This is a genomic window from Bacillus basilensis (assembly GCF_050630465.1).
GTDB lineage: Bacteria > Bacillota > Bacilli > Bacillales > Bacillaceae_G > Bacillus_A > Bacillus_A basilensis.
On the sequence record NZ_JBNTQO010000011.1, the window covers coordinates 43,573 to 63,537 of the forward strand.

The following is a 19,965-nucleotide window of genomic DNA, read 5'->3' on the forward strand; positions in this document are numbered from 1 at the left end:
AGCATATTTTGAAGTAGCACGTCCGAGGAGGGACATGAATGACGTTTGAACAGCTAATACCTTTAATAATTATGGCATTCGCCTTAGGAATGGATGCATTCTCGGTGAGTCTTGGTATGGGAATGATGACCTTAAAGGTAAGACAAATCCTGTATATCGGTATGACGATAGGGGTATTTCATATTATCATGCCATTTATAGGGATGGTATTAGGTCGTTTTTTATCAGAGAAGTATGGAGACATTGCACATTTTGCAGGTGCTATTTTATTAATTGGACTAGGATTTTATATTGTATATTCCTCTATATTGGAGAATGAAGAGACTAGAACGGCCCCTATTGGAATTAGCTTATTTGTATTTGCATTTGGCGTTAGTATAGATAGTTTTTCAGTAGGGCTTAGTCTTGGTATCTACGGAGCACAGACAATTATTACGATATTACTTTTTGGATTTGTTAGTATGTTATTAGCGTGGATTGGTTTATTCATTGGTAGGCATGCGAAAGATATGCTCGGTACATACGGTGAGATAGTAGGTGGTATCATTCTGGTTGGATTTGGATTATATCTCCTTTTTCCTATATAATTTTAAGGGGGAGGGCGCTATGAAAAAGTTATTGGAATGGTACATTCAATTTGTAACTTTTTTTCCTAGATGGTTACGACTGCTTATTATTTGGGGTGTTATTTTGCAAATTTCAATTTTAGGTTGGATTAAGTTAATTCGCGAATAGTAAAATAGTTCCTTTCTGTGCATAGTTTTGTTTGTACTATAATGATTGCGCTAAAAAATTACACATATAGAAAGGATGAGATGAATGACGAGATTGAAGCAAGTTTTTGGTATTATTATTAGTTTCTTTGTCTTTTGGTTTAGTATGCTCGGTGTACAAATGTTTGCTGAGTTTTTAGATATTGAGTCATTGAAGTTTGTGGCGGGAAAAACGGAGGCAGCGCGTGCTTTTTATTCTCCATACCCGTTTTTAATTGTTTTTCTGATTACATTGCTTGCCCTATATTTCTTAGTTATTAAGCTTGGGAAACCGAAAAAAGAGAAAGTGCCTACTTTAGAAGAGAAGAAGGAAGAATTACAATGAAAAAAATCCCCTGCTATTTAGCAGGGGATTTTTATGTTTAAGTGAAGGAAGTAATTGAGTTGTCTTCGCTTTTAGATATTATCCAGCTCCAGCGGCTAGAATCTCCGGTCATTTCGCTCTCTCGCTCGAAGTAAAAATCGCTTCAAGGTCGAGAGCTTAAAGTGCCCTGCGATTCTGAACGAGCCGCGTCCACTTTTAAACTGGCCTCACCAATTCAAATTGTTCGCCTAGTTTTGCGTAGTTGTGTCCTGCTAGGCGGCTTACTGGTTTTAGTCCTTCTGCATGAATGCGTCCATTTTCGTATAGGTGTTCTGCGACGTGGAAACGAACGACGCGTCCGATTAGTAGATCGCAAGCCGGTGAGTCTTCTGTTCCGCCAAGAGGAATTGCGCGTTCTAGTACGCATTCCATTCGAATATTTGCTTCTTTTACACCTGGAACGGAGATGACATCACTTTCAATTGGTGTTAGTTTTGCTAGTTCAATTTCACTTTCATTTGGCGGGAGATTAGCTGCTGTTTCGTTAATTGCCGCTACATATGATTCATCAGAGATATGTACGACAAATTCCCCTTTTTCAATTGCGTTTCGGGAAGTGTCCTTTCTTTCTCCAGCTTTTCGTTGTACAGAAACTGAGATAAGTGGTGGATTAGCAGCGACAATATTGAAATAACTATATGGTGCTCCGTTTAATACGCCGTCTTTTGTTACAGAAGTAACGAATGCGACAGGGCGTGGAATGATACTTCCCGTTAATAATTTGTAATTCTCTTTTTCCGATTGTTCATTTGGATTAATGGATAACATGCTTGAAATCCCCTTTCTAAATATGACGACTTATTGTTTGTTTACAAGATTTTAGTGGAAAACTCCTGCTGAAAATAATATTTTTATTACATAAAAAGAACTTACTTCAACCACAATGAAGTAAGTTCCGTCTAAATAATCTCGAGTTCAAGATAAAAATTATAATAAAACGTATGCACCAGGTCCGATTAAAGCTACCCCGATAGCAACGGCGATTAACATTAAGTTGTATTCATATCCGTTTTGGGTTACCCAGTAACCATTTTTTCCGTGAACAGTGAAGATTGCCATTAACATTGTTCCAACGATAAATAATGAACCAATTGCAGTGAAAATACCTGATGCGAATAAGAAACCACCTAATAATTCAGTTGCGCCAGCCATAAATGCCATGAATACACCAGGGCGTAAACCGATTGATTCCATCCAGCCGCCTGTTCCTTTTAAACCGTAACCGCCGAACCAACCAAATAATTTTTGAGCACCATGACCCATGAATGTAATACCTATAATAAGACGAATAATAAGAAGACCGAAATCCATCATTTTTGAAAACCTCCTAAAAGTTATTAACTTACCTTATGTAAGTAATAATAAAATAGTTACTTACTTTAGTCAAGTAGATTTCGAAAAAAGTTTGAAATTAATTTTACAAATTAACAACAAAAAACAAAATGTAGTAAAGACCTCTAGACAAGTTGGATAAAAAAAGAGAAAATATAAGTAGAAGTTAATTTTCTTATTGTTATTCAGACAATCAGAATTGACTGGAATTTTGCAAAGAGCTACAATAAGAGTCTATTAGTAATGACGTAATTTATTTCGAAAGCGTTTTTATAGTATAATATTCGAAGTATGAAGTCTTACATGTATCCCGATCTTTACTAGGGATTGCCCTATAAACTTTTAGGTAAATTATAAGGAGGACTATCCTATGTTTAAAAAATTATTCGGTCTTGGTTCAAAAACAAATGAAGAAACAATCGTAGCTCCATTAACTGGAGCAGTGAAAAATATTGAAGAAGTACCAGATCCAGTATTCGCAGGTCGTATGATGGGTGACGGTGTTGCAATCGATCCTACTGAAGGTGTAGTTGTATCTCCAGTTGATGGTGAAATCGTACAATTATTCCACACAAAACATGCTATCGGAATTAAAGCGAAAAACGGTACAGAAATTTTAATCCACGTTGGATTAGAAACTGTAAAAATGGAAGGCGAAGGTTTCGAAGCTCACGTTTCTGAAGGCCAAGCTGTAAAAGCTGGAGATAAATTAATCTCATTCGACTTAGAATTAATTCGTGAAAAAGCGAAAAGCACAATTACTCCAATCGTTATTACAAACACAGATGCAGCTGATTCTATTAAGACAACTGTAGGCGTAACAGCTACAAAAGGTTCAACAGAAGTAATGAAAGTTACAATGAAATAATTATTGTATAAGAGGGATCCGTTTCGTATGAAATGGATTCCTTATTTTATTTTGTAGTACGATTACTATGTATGTTAAAATACTCTAGGCACTTGGAAATAGGGTTTCACATATATGTGGATAAGGCGCATTTTTCTTAGAAAAAATATAAGAGAAATGCGCCTTTTGTATATTCACATTTCTTTTGTTCTATTCTTATGTACGTTATGATAAAAGGTAGGAAAAGAAGAAAAGGGGTGGGTTTGGATGAAACGAGTGTTATTTATTTGTACTGGAAATACATGCCGTAGCCCGATGGCTGAAGCGTTACTTCGTCATCATGGAGAAGGTAAGTTTGAAGTGCAATCTGCTGGTGTTTTCGCCTATCCTGGAAGTGATGCGTCGGTATATGCAAAGGAAGCTTTAGCTGAAAAGGGAATTGCAATCGATCATGCCGCGCAGCAAGTAAACGAAGCTTTGCTTGATTGGGCTGATATTGTAGTAACAATGACGGAAAATCATAGGCAAATTGTCCTTGGACATTATCCGAGCGTTGAAAAGAAAGTGGATACATTATATGGAGTAACTGAGGGGATAAGTAAAGATATTTCAGATCCATTTGGCGGTTCACTTTCTACTTATAAAGAAACGTTAGAAGAGATGGAAAAACTTGTACAAACTTTACTGAAAAAACATTCAGAAGGTTGATGTTTCGTGTATAATACGATATTGGAGATCACTTCGTACCCTTAAGGTATCGAGTGAGAAATGAAGATAATGGATTGAAACTTTGGAGGGGTAAAAATGAAAGTAGTAGTAGCATCTGATCACGGCGGTATGAATATCCGTAAAGAACTTGTAAGTTTATTAGAAGAGTTAAATGTTGAATATATTGATTTAGGTTGTGAATGTGAAGCTGGTTCTGTTGATTACCCTGATTTTGCGTTTCCAGCAGCGGAAATGGTAGCGAATGGCGAAGTAGATCGTGGTATTTTAGTTTGTGGGACAGGCATCGGTATGTCAATTGCTGCAAACAAAGTAAATGGTATTCGTTGTGCGTTAGTTCATGATACTTTCAGCGCGAGAGCAACGAGAGAGCATAATGACACTAACATGTTAGCAATGGGCGAGCGTGTAATTGGTGCTGGTCTAGCTCGTGATATCGCAAAAATTTGGTTAACAACTGACTATGAAGGTGGCCGTCACGAAAACCGCGTAGGAAAAATTAAAACATACGAAGCAAAGTAATAGATTCTAACTAGAAGTAGTATGAAATATAATTTGGTGAACCAACCTGTGAAAGGAAGAGGCGTAATGACAGAAATCGTAAAGGTAAGAGAACAGCTACAAATTTCGCTTTCTGATTTCCAAGAACAAGCTTCATTACAAAGTGGTCAAATTTTTGTAGTTGGGTGTAGTACGAGCGAAGTGCTAGGAGAGAGAATTGGAACATCAGGAACGATGGAAGTAGCAGAGGCGATTTTTTCTGAGTTAAAACAATTTCAAGAGCAAACAGGTATTGAGTTGGCGTTTCAATGTTGTGAGCATTTAAACCGTGCTTTAGTAGTTGAGAGAGAGTTGGCAATGAAATATCAATTTGAAATTGTAACAGTTACGCCTGTTAGATCAGCAGGTGGTGCATTAGCAACATATGCTTATCATAATTTGAAAGATCCGGTAGTAATTGAGTTTATTAAAGCGGATGCGGGAATGGATATTGGTGATACATTTATCGGTATGCATTTAAAGCATGTAGCTGTTCCGGTTCGTACAAGTGTGAAGGAAATTGGAAGTGCGCATGTAACGATGGCAACAACACGTGGAAAACTAATTGGTGGAGCACGTGCTGTTTATGCGACAGCTGAAGAGACTAGCATTTGCCGTTAAAGTTGCACTTTATCCTATGAACGAGGTATGTTGTCTGATTTTATCATAGAAGAAAGAAAAGACCGATTTTCGGTCTTTTTTTTCTTTTATGATATAGAAAGTCATGTTAGAATGTAGTTGAAAACATGAAGGTTCGAAAGAATTACAACCTGAATTTTCGTTTTTTCTGAATAAATGAGAAAAAACTATTGGGAATCGATGTAATTCGTTCAGAAAAGGGGGATTTTGGTGGATCATTTAAAACGTCAAGATGAAAAGGTATTTGCTGCAATTGAGGCAGAACTAGGAAGACAGCGTTCAAAGATTGAGTTAATTGCTTCGGAAAACTTCGTAAGTGAAGCAGTAATGGAGGCGCAAGGTTCTGTTTTAACGAATAAGTATGCTGAAGGATATCCTGGAAAACGTTACTATGGTGGCTGCGAGCACGTAGACATAGTAGAAGATATCGCACGTGATCGCGCGAAAGAAATTTTTGGTGCAGAGCATGTAAATGTTCAACCACATTCTGGTGCGCAAGCGAACATGGCAGTATACTTCACGATTTTAGAGCAAGGCGATACAGTACTTGGTATGAATTTATCTCATGGTGGTCACTTAACACACGGAAGCCCTGTTAACTTCAGTGGAGTACAATATAATTTCGTAGAATATGGCGTGGATGCTGAATCTCACCGTATTAATTACGATGATGTATTAGCAAAAGCGAAAGAACATAAACCAAAATTAATCGTTGCAGGTGCAAGTGCATATCCTCGTGTTATCGATTTCAAACGATTCCGTGAGATTGCAGATGAAGTGGGTGCATACTTTATGGTTGATATGGCACATATCGCTGGTTTAGTAGCTGCTGGTTTACATCCAAACCCAGTACCACATGCACATTTCGTTACAACGACAACACATAAAACATTACGTGGTCCACGTGGTGGTATGATTTTATGTGAAGAGCAATTTGCAAAACAAATTGATAAATCAATCTTCCCTGGTATTCAAGGTGGTCCACTTATGCATGTAATTGCCGCAAAAGCTGTTGCATTTGGTGAGACACTACAAGATGAGTTTAAAACATATGCACAAAATATCATTAATAATGCGAATCGCTTAGCTGAAGGCCTTCAAAAAGAAGGACTTACACTTGTTTCTGGAGGAACAGATAATCATTTAATTTTAATTGATGTTCGTAACTTAGAAATCACAGGTAAAGTAGCAGAGCACGTATTAGATGAAGTTGGTATTACAGTGAACAAAAATACAATTCCATTTGAAACAGCAAGCCCATTTGTAACAAGCGGTGTACGTATCGGTACGGCAGCTGTAACATCTCGTGGTTTCGGTTTAGAAGAAATGGATGAAATTGCGTCACTTATTGCTTATACATTAAAAAATCATGAAAATGAAGCTGCATTAGAAGAAGCACGTAAGCGTGTAGAAGCGCTAACGAGCAAATTCCCAATGTACACAGATCTATAATAGATTAAAGAAGACTGCTGAGACGTAATTGTTTTGGCAGTCTTTTTTTTTGGACATATATTGTTCTTTAAGTATGTATACAAATGATGAATAAATTTTGGCGATATAATGAAGGATACAGCTCCCATAATTGGTAAAGATACTAGATAGATTCATTGTAAAATCATGATTTTGCCAAATTTGCCCTTGAATATTAGTAGCGTTTTCTTTACAATCGTAAATAGTGTAAAAAAGCGTGCAAACGCATGAATATCATCTAAAGGAGAGATTCACATGGGAAAACTGTATGTATTTGATCACCCGTTAATTCAACATAAGATTACATATATTCGCGATAAGAATACAGGTACGAAAGATTTTCGTGAATTAGTGGACGAAGTAGCAAGCTTAATGGCTTTCGAAATTACTCGCGATCTTCCACTTAAAGACATTGAAATTGAAACACCTGTAAGCAAAGCGACAACAAAAGTGATCGCTGGTAAAAAACTTGGTTTAATTCCGATTTTACGTGCAGGTTTAGGCATGGTTGATGGAATTCTGAAATTAATTCCAGCAGCAAAAGTAGGACACGTTGGTTTATACCGTGACCCTAAAACATTGCAACCGGTAGAATACTATGTGAAACTTCCAACGGATGTAGAAGAGCGTGACTTTATCGTACTAGATCCGATGCTAGCAACAGGTGGTTCTGCGGCTGAAGCAATTAACTCTCTGAAAAAGCGCGGTGCAAAACAAATTAAATTAATGTGTATCGTTGCAGCTCCAGAAGGAGTAAAAGTAGTACAAGAAGAACATCCTGATGTTGATATTTATGTAGCAGCATTAGATGAGAAATTAAATGACCACGGATATGTAGTACCGGGTCTTGGTGATGCTGGTGACCGTTTATTCGGAACGAAGTAAGACAACTGACGAGAGGGGATTCCCCTCTCGTTTTTTTTGCGCCTCGCTGAGGTAGGGGAGGGGGATAAATATACATAGTATATACAACATAAGTTGCATACACATCACATATAATATAGAAGTCTTACGTCTAAAGAGCACTATATTATGGAAGAAAAGCGTTATATCTTAAAAATATAATAGTGACAAACTTGTGAACATTCCCTTCTATTATAAAGAGAAAACTGTTAGAAATTGCATATCTCTAACCAGTATTTAGAAGGGGAACGTTTTCATTTTTGGGAGGAAATGACTAATACTCAAATTTTTTGATTTTTTACGATTTCTCGTTGACACTGTTAATACCCTATTGTATGCTAACAACGGGGATAGATGGTAGGGCTTTCAGTGACAAAATTACATCCATTCCGTGACGAAAATGTAAACTTTTTATTTTGTATAGGATTTATGCAAAAAAATGAGTTATTATTAACACATCGTGAATGAGGGTTACATATTGGAGGGATGAATCCTTGCAAAAAAACGATCGCAGCCATATAAAAGCTTATGCTTTAATGTCAGGTATTCTTGCTCAGTTAGTCGGTTCTATTCTTGTTGGAATCTTTGGTGGGCAGTGGATTGATAATAAGGTTGGAACGTTTCCATTGTTTCTTATTATAGGGTTATTACTCGGGTTAGGAACAGGGGTATACGCAATGATTCGACTCATTCGACATTACTATTCGGGAGAGCAATGATGATAGACGTACATGGACTTGTCCAAAGACAAAAGAAATATATGTACTACTTGCTTGCGCTTCTAGTGCTAGGATGGGGATTCACCTCTTACAAGGATGTATTTCTTGGGCTGATTATCGGAACGATTTTCAGTTTTCTTAGTTTGCGCATCATTGCACGTAGAACAGACAAGCTATTAGATCGCGTGACAAATGGAGAAAACGTGAAGTTTAAAGCAACAGCGGTAAGTACATATTCAAGGTTCGCGACGATTGGATTATTAATTTTATTTGCAGCCAAATATCAAGAGTTAATTGCGATGTGGGGCCTAGGTGTAGGATTGCTGACAGGATACCTTGTCATGATCATAGATTTTCTTTATTTAGAGTATAAGAGCAGGGAAGAGAGGTGAATTACTAGTGGAACACGGTAAATTAGTTGAATTTCTAGGTTTAACGTTCGATTTGTCATCAGTGATGATGGTTACTGTAGCAGCAGTTATTGTTTTCGTAATCGCTGTTATTGGAACTCGCAGTTTAGCTCTTCGCCCAACAGGAATGCAAAATTTCATGGAATGGGTGTTTGACTTCGTGAAAGGGATTATCAATAGTACGATGGACTGGAAAACAGGTGGACGATTCTTAACGCTTGGCGTTACGCTTATCATGTTTATCATCGTATCGAACTTCCTTGGTTTACCATTCATGTATTCAACAGTTGAGGCTGGCGAACATATTGCATGGTGGAGATCACCAACGTCTGATCCAGCAGTTACATTAACATTAGCCGTGATGGTAGTTACCCTCACCCATTATTATGGAATTAAGATGAAGGGTACGAAAGAATACGTTAAAGGTTATTTCCAACCTATGAAATTCTTATTCCCATTAAAGGTTATTGAGGAGTTTGCTAACACATTAACGTTAGGTCTCCGTTTATTCGGTAACATTTATGCAGGTGAAATCTTATTAGGATTACTTGCTAAGTTAGGCGGGACGACAGTCCTTGGAGCATTAGGTGCGCTTGTACCGATGTTAGCATGGATGGGATTCAGCGTATTCGTTGGTTCAATCCAGTCGTTTATTTTCGTAATGTTAACGATGGTTTATATGGCCCATAAAGTAAGCCATGACCATTAATATAATTTAAGTAAGAAAAAATTTATTTTTTTATAATACAAAGGAGGACAAATTAAATGAGTTTAGGTGTAATCGCAGCTGCAATTGCAATTGGTTTATCAGCATTAGGTGCAGGTATTGGTAACGGTCTTATCGTATCACGTACAATCGAAGGTGTTGCTCGTCAACCAGAATTAAAAGGCGCACTTCAAACAATTATGTTCATCGGGGTTGCTTTAGTTGAGGCACTTCCAATCATCGGTGTAGTTATTGCTTTCATCGTAATGAACAAATAAGGGAGACTCCCCTTACATAGATGGCGAAGAGTGTTTTTTGAACTTTCTTCGCCATTGCTTTATGACGAAACGTATGTCTTTTTTTTTCATATGATCAATTTAGATATTTTGAAGGGAGTGAATCCTTGTGCCAACTTTATTATTAGGGGCTGCCATTCCATTTGGAACGATTGCTTATACATTGTTCATTTTCTTACTTCTATTAGTAATGCTACGCAAATTTGCGTGGGGTCCTTTAATGGGAATTATGAAAGAACGTGAAGAGCATGTTACTAATGAAATCGATGCTGCAGAAAGAAGTAACGCTGAAGCGAAGAAGTTAGTAGAAGAACAACGTGAAATGTTAAAACAATCACGTGTTGAAGCACAAGAGTTAATCGAAAGAGCGAAAAAACAAGCTGTAGATCAAAAAGATGTTATTGTTGCTGCTGCGAAAGAAGAAGCAGAATCAATTAAAGCATCTGCTGTACAAGAAATTCAACGCGAAAAAGAGCAAGCGATTGCTGCTTTACAAGAACAAGTTGCTTCTTTATCTGTTCAAATTGCTTCTAAAGTAATTGAAAAAGAATTAAAAGAAGAAGATCAAGTGAAGTTAATTCGCGATTATATTAAAGAAGTAGGAGAAGCGCGATGAGCAATGGGATTGTAGCAAAACGTTATGCTGTCGCTCTTTTTAAAATTGCTAAAGAAAAACACGTATTAGAAATGTTTGAAGAGGAATTACGCCTTGTACAAAACGTTTATGTAAAGAACGGAGAACTACATAGCTTTTTAACGCAACCGAACATTTCAAAAGAGCAGAAGAAAACGTTTCTTGCAAACGTATTCGGATCTGTTTCTGAATCTATTTTAAATACGTTATATATTTTAATTGATAACAAACGTATTGATATCTTACCTGAAATTGCAGATGAATATGTTGTTCTTGCTAATGAAGAACGTAACGTAGCGGACGCAACTGTATATTCTACTCGTCTTCTATCAGAAGAAGAGAAGCTTAACATTGCAGAAGCATTTGCAAAGAGAACGGGAAAAGATGCAATTCGCGTAAAAAATGTTGTAGATGAAGATTTACTAGGCGGGATTAAAGTACGTATTGGAAATCGCATTTATGATGGAAGTTTACAAGGAAAATTAGCACGTATTCAGCGTGAATTAATGAAGAATAGATAGGGGTGAAGCACATGAGCATCAGAGCTGAAGAAATTAGCGCACTGATAAAGCAACAAATCGAGAACTATCAGTCTGAAATCGAAGTTAGTGATGTTGGTACAGTTATCCAAGTTGGTGACGGTATCGCGCGTGCTCATGGTCTTGATAACGTTATGGCTGGTGAACTTGTAGAGTTCTCTAACGGCGTTATGGGGCTAGCACAAAACTTAGAGGAAAACAACGTAGGTATTATCATTTTAGGACCTTACACAGAAATCCGTGAAGGTGACGAAGTTCGTCGTACTGGTCGCATCATGCAAGTACCAGTAGGAAAAGAACTAATCGGTCGTGTTGTAAACCCATTAGGTCAACCAGTTGATGGTTTAGGCCCAATCAATACAACAAACACTCGTCCAATCGAAAGTCCAGCACCAGGTGTAATGGATCGTAAATCTGTTCATGAACCACTTCAAACAGGTATTAAAGCGATCGATGCTCTTGTACCAATTGGCCGTGGACAACGTGAGTTAATCATCGGTGACCGCCAAACAGGTAAAACAGCAGTTGCACTTGATACAATCATTAACCAAAAAGATGAAGATATGATTTGTATCTATGTAGCTATCGGACAAAAAGAATCAACTGTACGTAACGTAGTAGAAACACTACGTAAGCACGGTGCATTAGATTACACAATCGTTGTAACTGCATCTGCTTCTCAACCAGCTCCATTATTATACTTAGCTCCTTATGCTGGTGTAACAATGGGTGAAGAGTTCATGTACAATGGTAAACACGTATTAGTAGTATATGATGACTTATCAAAACAAGCAGCGGCTTACCGTGAGCTGTCATTACTATTACGTCGTCCTCCAGGTCGTGAAGCTTATCCAGGGGATGTATTCTACTTACATTCTCGCTTATTAGAGCGTGCAGCAAAATTAAGTGATGCAAGAGGCGGCGGTTCTTTAACTGCACTACCTTTCATCGAAACACAAGCAGGGGACGTTTCAGCATACATCCCAACAAACGTAATCTCTATTACGGATGGACAAATCTTCTTACAATCTGACCTATTCTTCTCTGGCGTACGTCCAGCAATCGATGCGGGTACTTCTGTATCTCGTGTAGGTGGATCTGCTCAGATTAAAGCAATGAGTAAAGTATCAGGTACACTTCGTCTTGACCTTGCATCTTACCGTGAGTTAGAAGCGTTCGCTCAGTTCGGTTCTGACCTTGATAAAGCAACTCAAGCGAAACTAAACCGTGGTGCTCGTACAGTTGAGGTATTAAAACAAGGATTACACAAACCGTTACGTGTAGAGAAACAAGTTATCATTCTTTACGCTTTAACACGTGGATTCCTAGATGATATCCCAGTAGTAGATATCACTCGTTTCGAAGAAGAATTCCATGCTTGGTTAGATTCTAATGCGACTGACTTATTAGAAGAAATCCGCACAACTAAGAAACTTGCGGATGACGACAAATTTGCAGCAGCAATTAACGGATTTAAAAAAGTATTCGTAGCTTCTGAATAATAAAAGCGTAAGCGGCTCGTACAAGCCGCCGAAGCTAGATAATATATAAAAGGCATCTCAGGCTTTGAGATTGCTGACGGTTATGTAAAGGAAAAGAGTAGGTGCACCTATTCTTTTCCTTCAATCATGAGCAAGAATATCTTGCAACGTAGATTAGGAAGAGGATTCTTACTAATCGTGCCAACTTCCGGAAAAAAGGTGGTGAAAACCTGTGGCATCTTTACGCGATATAAAAGCGAAGATTACCTCGACAAAGAAAACGAGTCAAATTACGAAAGCGATGGAGATGGTATCTGCATCTAAGTTAAACCGTGCAGAGCAAAATGCTAAATCTTTCGTTCCGTATATGGAAAAGATTCAAGAAGTAGTAGCGAGCATTGCGCAAGGAAGTAAAGGAATTAATCATCCAATGCTAAATGCGCGTCCTGTAAAGCGTACAGGATACATCGTTATTACATCTGATCGCGGACTAGCAGGTGGTTATAACAGTAACGTATTACGTACGGTAAGTAACGTAGTTCGTGAACGTCATAATATGGATTCAAACCAATATTCAATTATTGTGCTTGGACGACTAGGACGTGATTATTTAAAACGTCGCGGCTTTAACATCATTGATGAAGTAGTTGGATTATCTGACCACCCATCATTTACTGATATTAAAGATCTTGCTTCTCGAGCAATTGCGATGTTCGCAGATGGTGCTTATGATGAGCTGTACATTTACTACAACCATTACGTAAGTAAAATTTCACAAGAAGTAACGGAAAATAAAATTTTACCGCTTACTGATGTGGCGTCTGATAAACCGACGACAGCTTATGAATTCGAACCTTCTGAAGAAGAAATTTTAAAAGTACTATTGCCACAATACGCAGAAAGCTTAGTGTACGGTGCATTACTAGACGGTAAAGCAAGTGAGCACGCGGCGCGTATGACAGCAATGAAGAGTGCTACAGACAACGCAATGGAAGTTATCGATTCACTTACACTTTCATTCAACCGTGCACGTCAAGCAGCGATTACACAAGAAATTACGGAAATCGTTGGTGGAGCGGCAGCGTTAGAATAGTATTAAAAAGCGTAGGTGGCTTGCTCAGAAGGGTGAAATGACCGACCCTTCTAGCCACCGGAGCTAGATTCAATAAAAAGTGGAAGCGGCTCTGTCAAAAGAGTCGCATAAGCTAAACTAATAAAAAATTAAAAGCCGACTTCTCTTAGAAAGCTGGCTAATTAAAAGAAAGCTAGGAGGGAACCCGATGAATAAAGGGCGCGTTACGCAAATCATGGGTCCGGTTGTAGACGTTAAGTTTGATGGCGGAAAGCTACCAGAAATCTACAACGCCCTTACGGTAAAACAAAGCAACGAAAACGGAGCAAGCATTAACTTAACATTTGAAGTTGCACTTCATTTAGGTGATGACACAGTTCGTACAGTTGCGATGTCTTCCACAGATGGACTTGTTCGTGGCACAGAAGTAGAAGATACTGGTAAAGCAATCTCTGTACCAGTTGGTGATGCAACACTTGGTCGTGTATTCAACGTATTAGGTGATGCAATTGACTTAGATGGTGAACTTCCTGCGGATGTACACCGTGATCCAATTCACCGTCAAGCACCTGCATTCGAAGAATTATCTACTAAAGTAGAAATTCTTGAAACTGGTATTAAAGTAGTAGACTTACTTGCTCCTTACATTAAGGGTGGTAAAATCGGTCTATTCGGTGGTGCCGGTGTAGGTAAAACAGTATTAATTCAGGAATTAATTAACAACATCGCACAAGAGCACGGTGGTATCTCTGTATTCGCTGGTGTAGGTGAGCGTACTCGTGAGGGTAATGACTTATACCACGAAATGAGCGATTCTGGCGTAATCAAGAAAACTGCGATGGTATTCGGACAAATGAACGAGCCACCTGGAGCACGTCAACGTGTTGCATTAACAGGTTTAACAATGGCTGAGCATTTCCGTGATGAGCAAGGACAAGACGTACTATTGTTCATCGATAACATCTTCCGTTTCACGCAAGCGGGTTCTGAAGTATCTGCCCTTCTTGGTCGTATGCCATCTGCGGTAGGTTACCAACCAACACTTGCAACAGAAATGGGTCAATTACAAGAGCGTATTACATCTACAAATAAAGGGTCTATCACGTCTATCCAAGCGGTATATGTACCAGCCGATGACTATACTGACCCAGCACCAGCTACAACGTTCGCTCACTTAGATGCAACAACAAACTTAGAGCGTCGTTTAACACAAATGGGTATTTACCCAGCCGTAGATCCATTAGCATCTACATCTCGTGCACTTTCGCCAGAAATCGTAGGAGAAGAGCATTATGAAGTGGCTCGTCAAGTACAGCAAACTTTACAACGTTACAAAGAGCTTCAAGATATCATCGCTATCTTAGGTATGGATGAGTTATCTGAAGAAGATAAGTTAGTTGTACATCGTGCTCGTCGTATTCAATTCTTCTTATCTCAAAACTTCCACGTAGCTGAGCAGTTTACAGGTCAAAAGGGTTCTTATGTACCTGTAAAAAATACAGTTAGTGGTTTCAAAGAAATTCTAGAAGGAAAATATGATGACCTTCCAGAAGATGCATTCCGTTTAGTTGGTGGCATTGAAGAAGTTATTGAAAACGCGAAGAAAATGATGGCGTAAGGCCTTAGGAGGGACGAAGTATGAAGACATTTCCAGTCAGTATTGTAACTCCTGATGGACCGGTTTACGAAAAAGAAGTAGAAATGGTAAGTGTAAAAGCAGAGAGTGGGGAAATGGGGATCTTACCAGGTCACATTCCAACTGTTGCACCGTTAAAAATTAGTGCAGTTCGTCTGAAACATGGTGGACACACTGATTATGTAGCAGTAAGCGGTGGCTTTATCGAAGTTCGTCCAGATAAAGTAACTGTATTATCATCATCTGCTGAAGAAGCAAACCATATCGATATCCATCGTGCAAATGAAGCGAAGCGTCGCGCTGAGCAACGTATGCAAGATAAACAAGCACATGTTGACTTTAAACGTGCAGAAATGGCATTACAACGTGCCGTGAACCGTTTAAACGTTTCTGATATGAAATAAAAAAATCCGTAAAGGCTTTGCCTTTACGGATTTTTTTATGTAGTTTATGGATAATTTTACAAAAATGGTATAATTATATTGATGCTTGTATAAGTAGAGAATAGACAACAATTTATAAAGGGGATGAAGAAATGATCGGTGAAATGAAACGAGAAGCATTGCACTCTTTAAAAGGAAAATGGGGGCTAGGTGTTGGAACAACGATTTTATATCATATTTTAAGTTACGTCGTTTCAATGGCTGTAATGCTTATACTATTAATTCCAGGAGTTATAATATTTCTTTTAGCGTCTATTTCAACTGGTTCGATGGAAGAAGACGTGATGTCAATTGGAGCTGCTATTACGTTTGGGTTTTTTTACTGTCTTATGATAATTTTAAGTTATGCGGCTTATGGCATTACCACATATGGTTATACGAATGTGTTTCTACAAATAAGTAAACGGGAAGACGCTAGAGTGGATTATTTATTTGAAGGATTTCGTGGCTTTAAAAGAATGATGAAAACGATGTGGGCTATGCTCGCAATTTTATTATATACAGGTACATGGGTTCCGATGTTAGGAACGATTGTATTTGGGATATTAGGTTTTCTTGATGAGAATGCAAATCCATCATTTATAATTGTTTTCTTTATTTTATTAGCTATTTCGTTTGTTGTAATGGTCATTCTTTATTTTGCATATGCGATGACGTATTATGTAATGGTTGAAAATCCAGAGTATAGTGTGTCACAAGCGATGAAAGAAAGTAAGCATCTTATGAAGGGACATAAGTTAGATTTGTTTCTTTTATGGCTTAGTTTTATAGGATGGGGTATTTTAGCGATTTTAACTCTTGGAATAGGTTTTCTTTGGCTTAGCCCGTATGTGAGTACAACGACAGCGCATTTTTATCGCTATATTTCAAAAGATGAATTGTAGTAGGAACATGCTATACTAATAGAGTTATTACGTATAGGAGGAAAATTATGATTAGTGATTTAAAAGGAGAAGCACTAGATTCATTAGAAGGGAAATGGGGATTAGCTGTCGGGGCAACATTACTTATTTCGATTCTTATTTCAGCTTTTAGTTTTAGTATTGATTTCGTTTTCTCTCAGGTTTGGGATTGGAAAGAAGTAAATGGCTCACTTTCAGTAGACATTATTACAATATTGGTGGTAGGTCCATTAACGCTAGGTGGTTATTGTTTAGCACTGCATATCATTCGTGAAAAGGAAGCGCGTATTGGGCATATATTCAGATGGTTTACAGAAGGAAGTAAGTTTATAAAGTCATTTTTATTATATATAGTAGTAAACATTTATATTTTCTTATGGTTTTTACTATTTATTATTCCGGGCATTATTAAATCATTTTCTTATGCGATGACGTACTTTATTATAAATGATCATCCTGAGTATTCTATAAACCAAGCTATTACAGAAAGCCGTCGTATGATGGATGGACATAAGATGGAGTATTTCATTTTATGTTTAAGCTTTATTGGTTGGTTTATATTGAGTTGTATTACATTAGGGATTGGATTCCTATGGCTAATTCCATATTTTTATACGACGTCAGCAGCTTTTTATGAAGAAATTGCAGAGGAATATTACGAGAAAACAACTCCGACACTATAAAGTGGGGCATCTCACGTTGATGACTCGTTTTACTGTCAGCAAATAGCATGATAAAAACACCCAGTATGAGCTATTGGTTCATACTGGGTGTTTTTTGTAGAAATTTTATAAATTGATGGCTAGTAAGTGGTTTGCTGAAATAGTAACCTTGCATATATTTACAGTTGTTCTTTTGTAGAAACTTAAGTTGTTTTTCTGTTTCAATTCCTTCAGCAACGACAGAAAGGTTTAAAGTATTTGCAAGGGAAAGGATAGTGGAAACGATGGCTCTTTCCTCAGGCCGATGATCGGCTAGTTGTGTAAATTCTCTCGGTACTTTTAACGTATCAATAGGGAAAATTGATAAATAAGCGAGAGAAGAATAGCCGGTACCGAAGTCATCAATGGACGTTTGAATACCATATTCCTTTAATTGTTTTAGTCTTGATAATGTTTCTTTCTCATCAATCATTGCAATTCGTTCTGTTAACTCAAGTATTACATGCTTTGGATTGACTTTAATGTCTGTTATTATTTGTGAAATGTTATCGATTAAATTCTCTTGCTGGAACTCTTTTGCGGATAAGTTTACACTTATTTTTAAATCTGTGTAGCCGAAAGTATGCCATATTTTTAACTGGCGACAAGATTCTTTTAATACCCAATGACCGAGTGGAATGACTTGTGGAGTCTCTTCTACAATTGGGATGAACTCACATGGCGGAATGTCACCTAGGAGTGGGTGTTTCCAGCGTATTAATGCTTCAGCACCAATAATCTTTTTCGTCGTAATATCAATTTGTGGTTGATAGACCAGATAAAACTCTTCGTTTACTAAAGCGAGTGGTAAATCTTTTTCAATTCGAGCTTTTCGTTCCATTTTTTTATACAATTCTTTCGTGTACAGAGAGCTACCATTTTTTCCTTTATTTTTTGCTTCGTACATGGCCATATCAGCATGCTGCAAGATTGACAATGGATCTTCACCTGCTTCAGGATATATTGCAATCCCGATGCTCGGTGAGATTTGTAAATGTTGATTTTCAATTTCGAATGGTTCGTTCATAGCTGCTACAATCGTATCAGCTATTTTTTTTACATCCGGCCTTTTTTTATAATTCTCGATAAGGATTGTGAATTCATCCCCAGCTAGCCGGGCAAGCTTCATATTTGGTGTCGATATTCTTTCGAGTCTTTTTGCTACTGCAATTAATAGAAGGTCTCCTACCCTATGACCGAGGGTATCATTAATAACCTTAAAGCGGTCTAGGTCGAGAAACATAACAGCAAAAGGCCTTTTTGATATTTCGGATCGAGCAATTGCCTGTTCTACATATTGATGAAATGCACGGCGATTTGCAAGCTCTGTTAAAGTATCATGATATGCTAGGAAATTAATTTGTTCTTGTTGTTGTTTGCTTTCCGTAATATCTTTAATCATTAAATAAACCCCAGAAATATGATTCTTTAAAAAGATAGGAACAGCTGTAACGTGCAAGTAGTAAATATCTCTATTTTTATGATATGCCCGTATTTCTAAAGAAATAGATTTTCCCTTTTTTACGCGATGAAAGGCATTAATGATTTCTTCCAAATCTTCTTCATACATAAGTGAATAGTAAGGTTGATTTAATAATTCATTCGTTTGATAACCGAGTAAAGTAGTACCCGCGTTATTCACTTTGAGAAAATTACCGTACAAATCTAAGGTGAAGATTGGATCTGGATGGTGCTCATATAAAGATTTAAACATTTGTTGGTTATGGTATAGTTCATTTTTTTGTTCTACTAAATCTTCTGTACGTAGTTCAATTTGTTTTTCGAGTTCTGAGTTGAATTGCATTTGGGCTAGCAATAATATTTTATTTTGTTTTCGAACTAAACTGTGGCGTATGAGAACGAAGGAGAAAGTTATCATAAGTCCGATTACTACAATAGGTGCAAAAACGTATTCAACTAATATAAAAACAATAAGCATTACGACAGAAATATAAGGTAAGGACAATCTGATCGATTCACCAAGTTTAGGTGTTAATAGTACTTGCTCTTGTCTTTCAGGTTCTTTTGTATGCAGAATACAGGCGATAGCTACTAATACTAAAGTTACTTGATAGAGAGGAGTAACTGTAAACATGGAATACTCGGGTGTTAAGTATTTAATATAAGCATAAATCGCATCTGTAGTAGCATATAAAAGTAAAGCACTGCCAAGAAGCGCGCCAACTCTTTTGGATAATAAGGATAATGGCTTGAATAACAGATTGATTCCTATGAGAAAAAAGAGCAAATCGGCCATTGGATAGGTAAGTTGAACAAATATGTCGATATAGGATGTTGAAGAAACGTGAATGGTGCGTTCAATAAGTAAGTAGTAACTTAAAGTGAATTGTGCTGTAACAATAATACAAATATCGCATATCATAAAAAGCTTTTCTAATAAATCTCGGTTATAAATGATCTCATATAGAAAAGCCAACGCAAAGCTAATTAAAAAAAGTAGGTAAAAAAAGTCGGACAGATCAACGAATGTATAGTAGTCCTTTAAAATTAAACGTTGATAGGCAACAACAAGATCACCAATGAAATAAGAGAGGGTTCCAACAGATAAAATAGTCCAAAATAAACGAGGTAACCCTTCTTTCATGTTTGAAAAATAAAGTATATAACTACAAGCGATAATATCAATGAATAGGGTACTCATTCCAATCAATATTTGAAAAGGAAATGAGTATTCATATAGAAAAGGCATTGCCACGTAATGAATCGATATAGATAATAATATAATGCTTATAAGAATACTTACATGTGTTTGTTTTTTCATTTATCTCACCCACGGTATATACATATAAAGTCCTCTTTTTATTTTCTGTA

General features: G+C 37.3%; 25 protein-coding genes. 22 read left to right on the plus strand and 3 right to left on the minus strand.

Going from position 1 to position 19,965, the window contains the following annotated elements; genetic code table 11:
- The first annotated feature begins 38 nt into the window (after positions 1–38).
- The 3 genes from ACQVV1_RS19500 to ACQVV1_RS19510 all read left to right on the plus strand — a co-directional run bounded on the left by ACQVV1_RS19500 (position 39) and on the right by ACQVV1_RS19510 (position 1,098).
- Positions 39–587: a manganese efflux pump MntP gene (locus ACQVV1_RS19500; protein ID WP_242254205.1), complete on the plus strand. Its 549-nt coding sequence runs from the start codon at positions 39–41 to the stop codon at positions 585–587.
- A 19-nt stretch (positions 588–606) separates the two neighbouring features.
- Positions 607–735 (plus strand): hypothetical protein, encoded by a 129-nt coding sequence (locus tag ACQVV1_RS19505; RefSeq protein ID WP_257148962.1) that lies wholly within the window; start codon positions 607–609, stop codon positions 733–735.
- Positions 736–819: 84 nt separating this feature from the next.
- Complete coding sequence (locus ACQVV1_RS19510; RefSeq protein WP_063222519.1) at positions 820–1,098, plus strand: DUF3935 domain-containing protein; 279 nt, start codon at positions 820–822, stop codon at positions 1,096–1,098.
- Positions 1,099–1,293: 195 nt separating this feature from the next.
- Here the strand turns inward: ACQVV1_RS19510 and ACQVV1_RS19515 are convergent, their stop codons facing one another.
- Both ACQVV1_RS19515 and ACQVV1_RS19520 read right to left on the minus strand, forming a co-directional pair.
- On the minus strand, positions 1,294–1,905 hold the full coding sequence (locus tag ACQVV1_RS19515) for a flavin reductase family protein (RefSeq protein WP_000949041.1): 612 nt from the start codon (positions 1,903–1,905) through the stop codon (positions 1,294–1,296).
- Between the two features lie 159 nt (positions 1,906–2,064).
- Positions 2,065–2,451, minus strand: a complete 387-nt coding sequence (locus tag ACQVV1_RS19520; RefSeq protein ID WP_000968618.1) for a DoxX family protein — start codon at positions 2,449–2,451, stop codon at positions 2,065–2,067.
- A gap of 388 nt (positions 2,452–2,839) precedes the next feature.
- Between ACQVV1_RS19520 and ACQVV1_RS19525 the strand changes: the two genes are divergently transcribed.
- The 19 genes from ACQVV1_RS19525 (at position 2,840) to ACQVV1_RS19615 (ending at position 17,115) form a co-directional block, all read left to right on the plus strand.
- Complete coding sequence (locus ACQVV1_RS19525) at positions 2,840–3,337, plus strand: PTS sugar transporter subunit IIA (protein ID WP_063222518.1); 498 nt, start codon at positions 2,840–2,842, stop codon at positions 3,335–3,337.
- A 246-nt stretch (positions 3,338–3,583) separates the two neighbouring features.
- Complete coding sequence (locus tag ACQVV1_RS19530) at positions 3,584–4,024, plus strand: low molecular weight protein arginine phosphatase (protein WP_242254206.1); 441 nt, start codon at positions 3,584–3,586, stop codon at positions 4,022–4,024.
- A 96-nt stretch (positions 4,025–4,120) separates the two neighbouring features.
- Positions 4,121–4,564 (plus strand): ribose 5-phosphate isomerase B, encoded by a 444-nt coding sequence (gene rpiB / locus ACQVV1_RS19535; RefSeq protein ID WP_242254214.1) that lies wholly within the window; start codon positions 4,121–4,123, stop codon positions 4,562–4,564.
- Positions 4,565–4,585: 21 nt separating this feature from the next.
- Entirely contained in the window at positions 4,586–5,203 is a 618-nt protein-coding gene (locus tag ACQVV1_RS19540) for a TIGR01440 family protein (protein WP_242254224.1), read from the plus strand.
- A gap of 228 nt (positions 5,204–5,431) precedes the next feature.
- Complete coding sequence (gene glyA, locus ACQVV1_RS19545) at positions 5,432–6,673, plus strand: serine hydroxymethyltransferase (RefSeq protein WP_242254226.1); 1,242 nt, start codon at positions 5,432–5,434, stop codon at positions 6,671–6,673.
- A 273-nt stretch (positions 6,674–6,946) separates the two neighbouring features.
- Positions 6,947–7,576: a uracil phosphoribosyltransferase gene (gene upp / locus ACQVV1_RS19550; protein ID WP_000517539.1), complete on the plus strand. Its 630-nt coding sequence runs from the start codon at positions 6,947–6,949 to the stop codon at positions 7,574–7,576.
- Between the two features lie 372 nt (positions 7,577–7,948).
- A complete protein-coding gene (locus ACQVV1_RS19555; protein WP_242254228.1) occupies positions 7,949–8,062 on the plus strand; it encodes a DUF4024 domain-containing protein in 114 nt (37 codons plus the stop codon).
- Positions 8,063–8,088: 26 nt separating this feature from the next.
- Positions 8,089–8,313, plus strand: a complete 225-nt coding sequence (locus ACQVV1_RS19560; RefSeq protein WP_001171223.1) for an AtpZ/AtpI family protein — start codon at positions 8,089–8,091, stop codon at positions 8,311–8,313.
- Positions 8,313–8,705, plus strand: a complete 393-nt coding sequence (locus tag ACQVV1_RS19565; protein ID WP_000567600.1) for an ATP synthase subunit I — start codon at positions 8,313–8,315, stop codon at positions 8,703–8,705. The genes ACQVV1_RS19560 and ACQVV1_RS19565 overlap by 1 nt, the downstream gene beginning before the upstream one ends.
- Before the next feature lie 7 nt (positions 8,706–8,712).
- Positions 8,713–9,432, plus strand: a complete 720-nt coding sequence (atpB, locus tag ACQVV1_RS19570; RefSeq protein WP_060632954.1) for a F0F1 ATP synthase subunit A — start codon at positions 8,713–8,715, stop codon at positions 9,430–9,432.
- Between the two features lie 56 nt (positions 9,433–9,488).
- Positions 9,489–9,707, plus strand: coding sequence for a F0F1 ATP synthase subunit C (atpE, locus tag ACQVV1_RS19575; protein WP_000052064.1), 219 nt, complete (start codon positions 9,489–9,491; stop codon positions 9,705–9,707).
- Positions 9,708–9,834: 127 nt separating this feature from the next.
- On the plus strand, positions 9,835–10,341 hold the full coding sequence (gene atpF / locus ACQVV1_RS19580; RefSeq protein ID WP_001142618.1) for a F0F1 ATP synthase subunit B: 507 nt from the start codon (positions 9,835–9,837) through the stop codon (positions 10,339–10,341).
- Complete coding sequence (gene atpH / locus ACQVV1_RS19585) at positions 10,338–10,880, plus strand: F0F1 ATP synthase subunit delta (protein WP_000064683.1); 543 nt, start codon at positions 10,338–10,340, stop codon at positions 10,878–10,880. Before atpF ends, atpH begins: the two co-directional genes overlap by 4 nt.
- Before the next feature lie 11 nt (positions 10,881–10,891).
- The gene (gene atpA / locus ACQVV1_RS19590; protein WP_063222514.1) at positions 10,892–12,400 is read left to right on the plus strand and encodes a F0F1 ATP synthase subunit alpha; all 1,509 of its coding nucleotides are present in this window, start codon (positions 10,892–10,894) and stop codon (positions 12,398–12,400) included.
- A gap of 211 nt (positions 12,401–12,611) precedes the next feature.
- A complete protein-coding gene (gene atpG / locus ACQVV1_RS19595; RefSeq protein ID WP_063222513.1) occupies positions 12,612–13,472 on the plus strand; it encodes a F0F1 ATP synthase subunit gamma in 861 nt (286 codons plus the stop codon).
- A gap of 187 nt (positions 13,473–13,659) precedes the next feature.
- Positions 13,660–15,069, plus strand: a complete 1,410-nt coding sequence (gene atpD, locus ACQVV1_RS19600; protein WP_242254230.1) for a F0F1 ATP synthase subunit beta — start codon at positions 13,660–13,662, stop codon at positions 15,067–15,069.
- A gap of 20 nt (positions 15,070–15,089) precedes the next feature.
- Entirely contained in the window at positions 15,090–15,491 is a 402-nt protein-coding gene (gene atpC, locus ACQVV1_RS19605; protein ID WP_060487972.1) for a F0F1 ATP synthase subunit epsilon, read from the plus strand.
- A 131-nt stretch (positions 15,492–15,622) separates the two neighbouring features.
- Complete coding sequence (locus ACQVV1_RS19610) at positions 15,623–16,414, plus strand: DUF975 family protein (RefSeq protein WP_242254232.1); 792 nt, start codon at positions 15,623–15,625, stop codon at positions 16,412–16,414.
- A 47-nt stretch (positions 16,415–16,461) separates the two neighbouring features.
- On the plus strand, positions 16,462–17,115 hold the full coding sequence (locus ACQVV1_RS19615) for a DUF975 family protein (RefSeq protein ID WP_242254234.1): 654 nt from the start codon (positions 16,462–16,464) through the stop codon (positions 17,113–17,115).
- A 70-nt stretch (positions 17,116–17,185) separates the two neighbouring features.
- On the opposite strand, the gene ACQVV1_RS19620 is transcribed toward ACQVV1_RS19615, so the two are convergent.
- Positions 17,186–19,915, minus strand: a complete 2,730-nt coding sequence (locus ACQVV1_RS19620; protein WP_242254237.1) for a putative bifunctional diguanylate cyclase/phosphodiesterase — start codon at positions 19,913–19,915, stop codon at positions 17,186–17,188.
- Between the last annotated feature and the right edge of the window lie 50 nt (positions 19,916–19,965).

Coding starts and splice junctions, on each gene's coding strand:
- ACQVV1_RS19500 (WP_242254205.1), top strand. CDS start 39: ATGACGTTTGAACAGCTAATACCTTTAATAATTATGGCATTCGCCTTA.
- ACQVV1_RS19505 (WP_257148962.1), top strand. CDS start 607: ATGAAAAAGTTATTGGAATGGTACATTCAATTTGTAACTTTTTTTCCT.
- ACQVV1_RS19510 (WP_063222519.1), top strand. CDS start 820: ATGACGAGATTGAAGCAAGTTTTTGGTATTATTATTAGTTTCTTTGTC.
- ACQVV1_RS19515 (WP_000949041.1), bottom strand. CDS start 1,905: ATGTTATCCATTAATCCAAATGAACAATCGGAAAAAGAGAATTACAAA.
- ACQVV1_RS19520 (WP_000968618.1), bottom strand. CDS start 2,451: ATGATGGATTTCGGTCTTCTTATTATTCGTCTTATTATAGGTATTACA.
- ACQVV1_RS19525 (WP_063222518.1), top strand. CDS start 2,840: ATGTTTAAAAAATTATTCGGTCTTGGTTCAAAAACAAATGAAGAAACA.
- ACQVV1_RS19530 (WP_242254206.1), top strand. CDS start 3,584: ATGAAACGAGTGTTATTTATTTGTACTGGAAATACATGCCGTAGCCCG.
- rpiB (WP_242254214.1), top strand. CDS start 4,121: ATGAAAGTAGTAGTAGCATCTGATCACGGCGGTATGAATATCCGTAAA.
- ACQVV1_RS19540 (WP_242254224.1), top strand. CDS start 4,586: ATGAAATATAATTTGGTGAACCAACCTGTGAAAGGAAGAGGCGTAATG.
- upp (WP_000517539.1), top strand. CDS start 6,947: ATGGGAAAACTGTATGTATTTGATCACCCGTTAATTCAACATAAGATT.
- ACQVV1_RS19555 (WP_242254228.1), top strand. CDS start 7,949: ATGGTAGGGCTTTCAGTGACAAAATTACATCCATTCCGTGACGAAAAT.
- ACQVV1_RS19565 (WP_000567600.1), top strand. CDS start 8,313: ATGATAGACGTACATGGACTTGTCCAAAGACAAAAGAAATATATGTAC.
- atpE (WP_000052064.1), top strand. CDS start 9,489: ATGAGTTTAGGTGTAATCGCAGCTGCAATTGCAATTGGTTTATCAGCA.
- atpH (WP_000064683.1), top strand. CDS start 10,338: ATGAGCAATGGGATTGTAGCAAAACGTTATGCTGTCGCTCTTTTTAAA.
- atpA (WP_063222514.1), top strand. CDS start 10,892: ATGAGCATCAGAGCTGAAGAAATTAGCGCACTGATAAAGCAACAAATC.
- atpD (WP_242254230.1), top strand. CDS start 13,660: ATGAATAAAGGGCGCGTTACGCAAATCATGGGTCCGGTTGTAGACGTT.
- atpC (WP_060487972.1), top strand. CDS start 15,090: ATGAAGACATTTCCAGTCAGTATTGTAACTCCTGATGGACCGGTTTAC.
- ACQVV1_RS19610 (WP_242254232.1), top strand. CDS start 15,623: ATGATCGGTGAAATGAAACGAGAAGCATTGCACTCTTTAAAAGGAAAA.
- ACQVV1_RS19615 (WP_242254234.1), top strand. CDS start 16,462: ATGATTAGTGATTTAAAAGGAGAAGCACTAGATTCATTAGAAGGGAAA.
- ACQVV1_RS19620 (WP_242254237.1), bottom strand. CDS start 19,915: ATGAAAAAACAAACACATGTAAGTATTCTTATAAGCATTATATTATTA.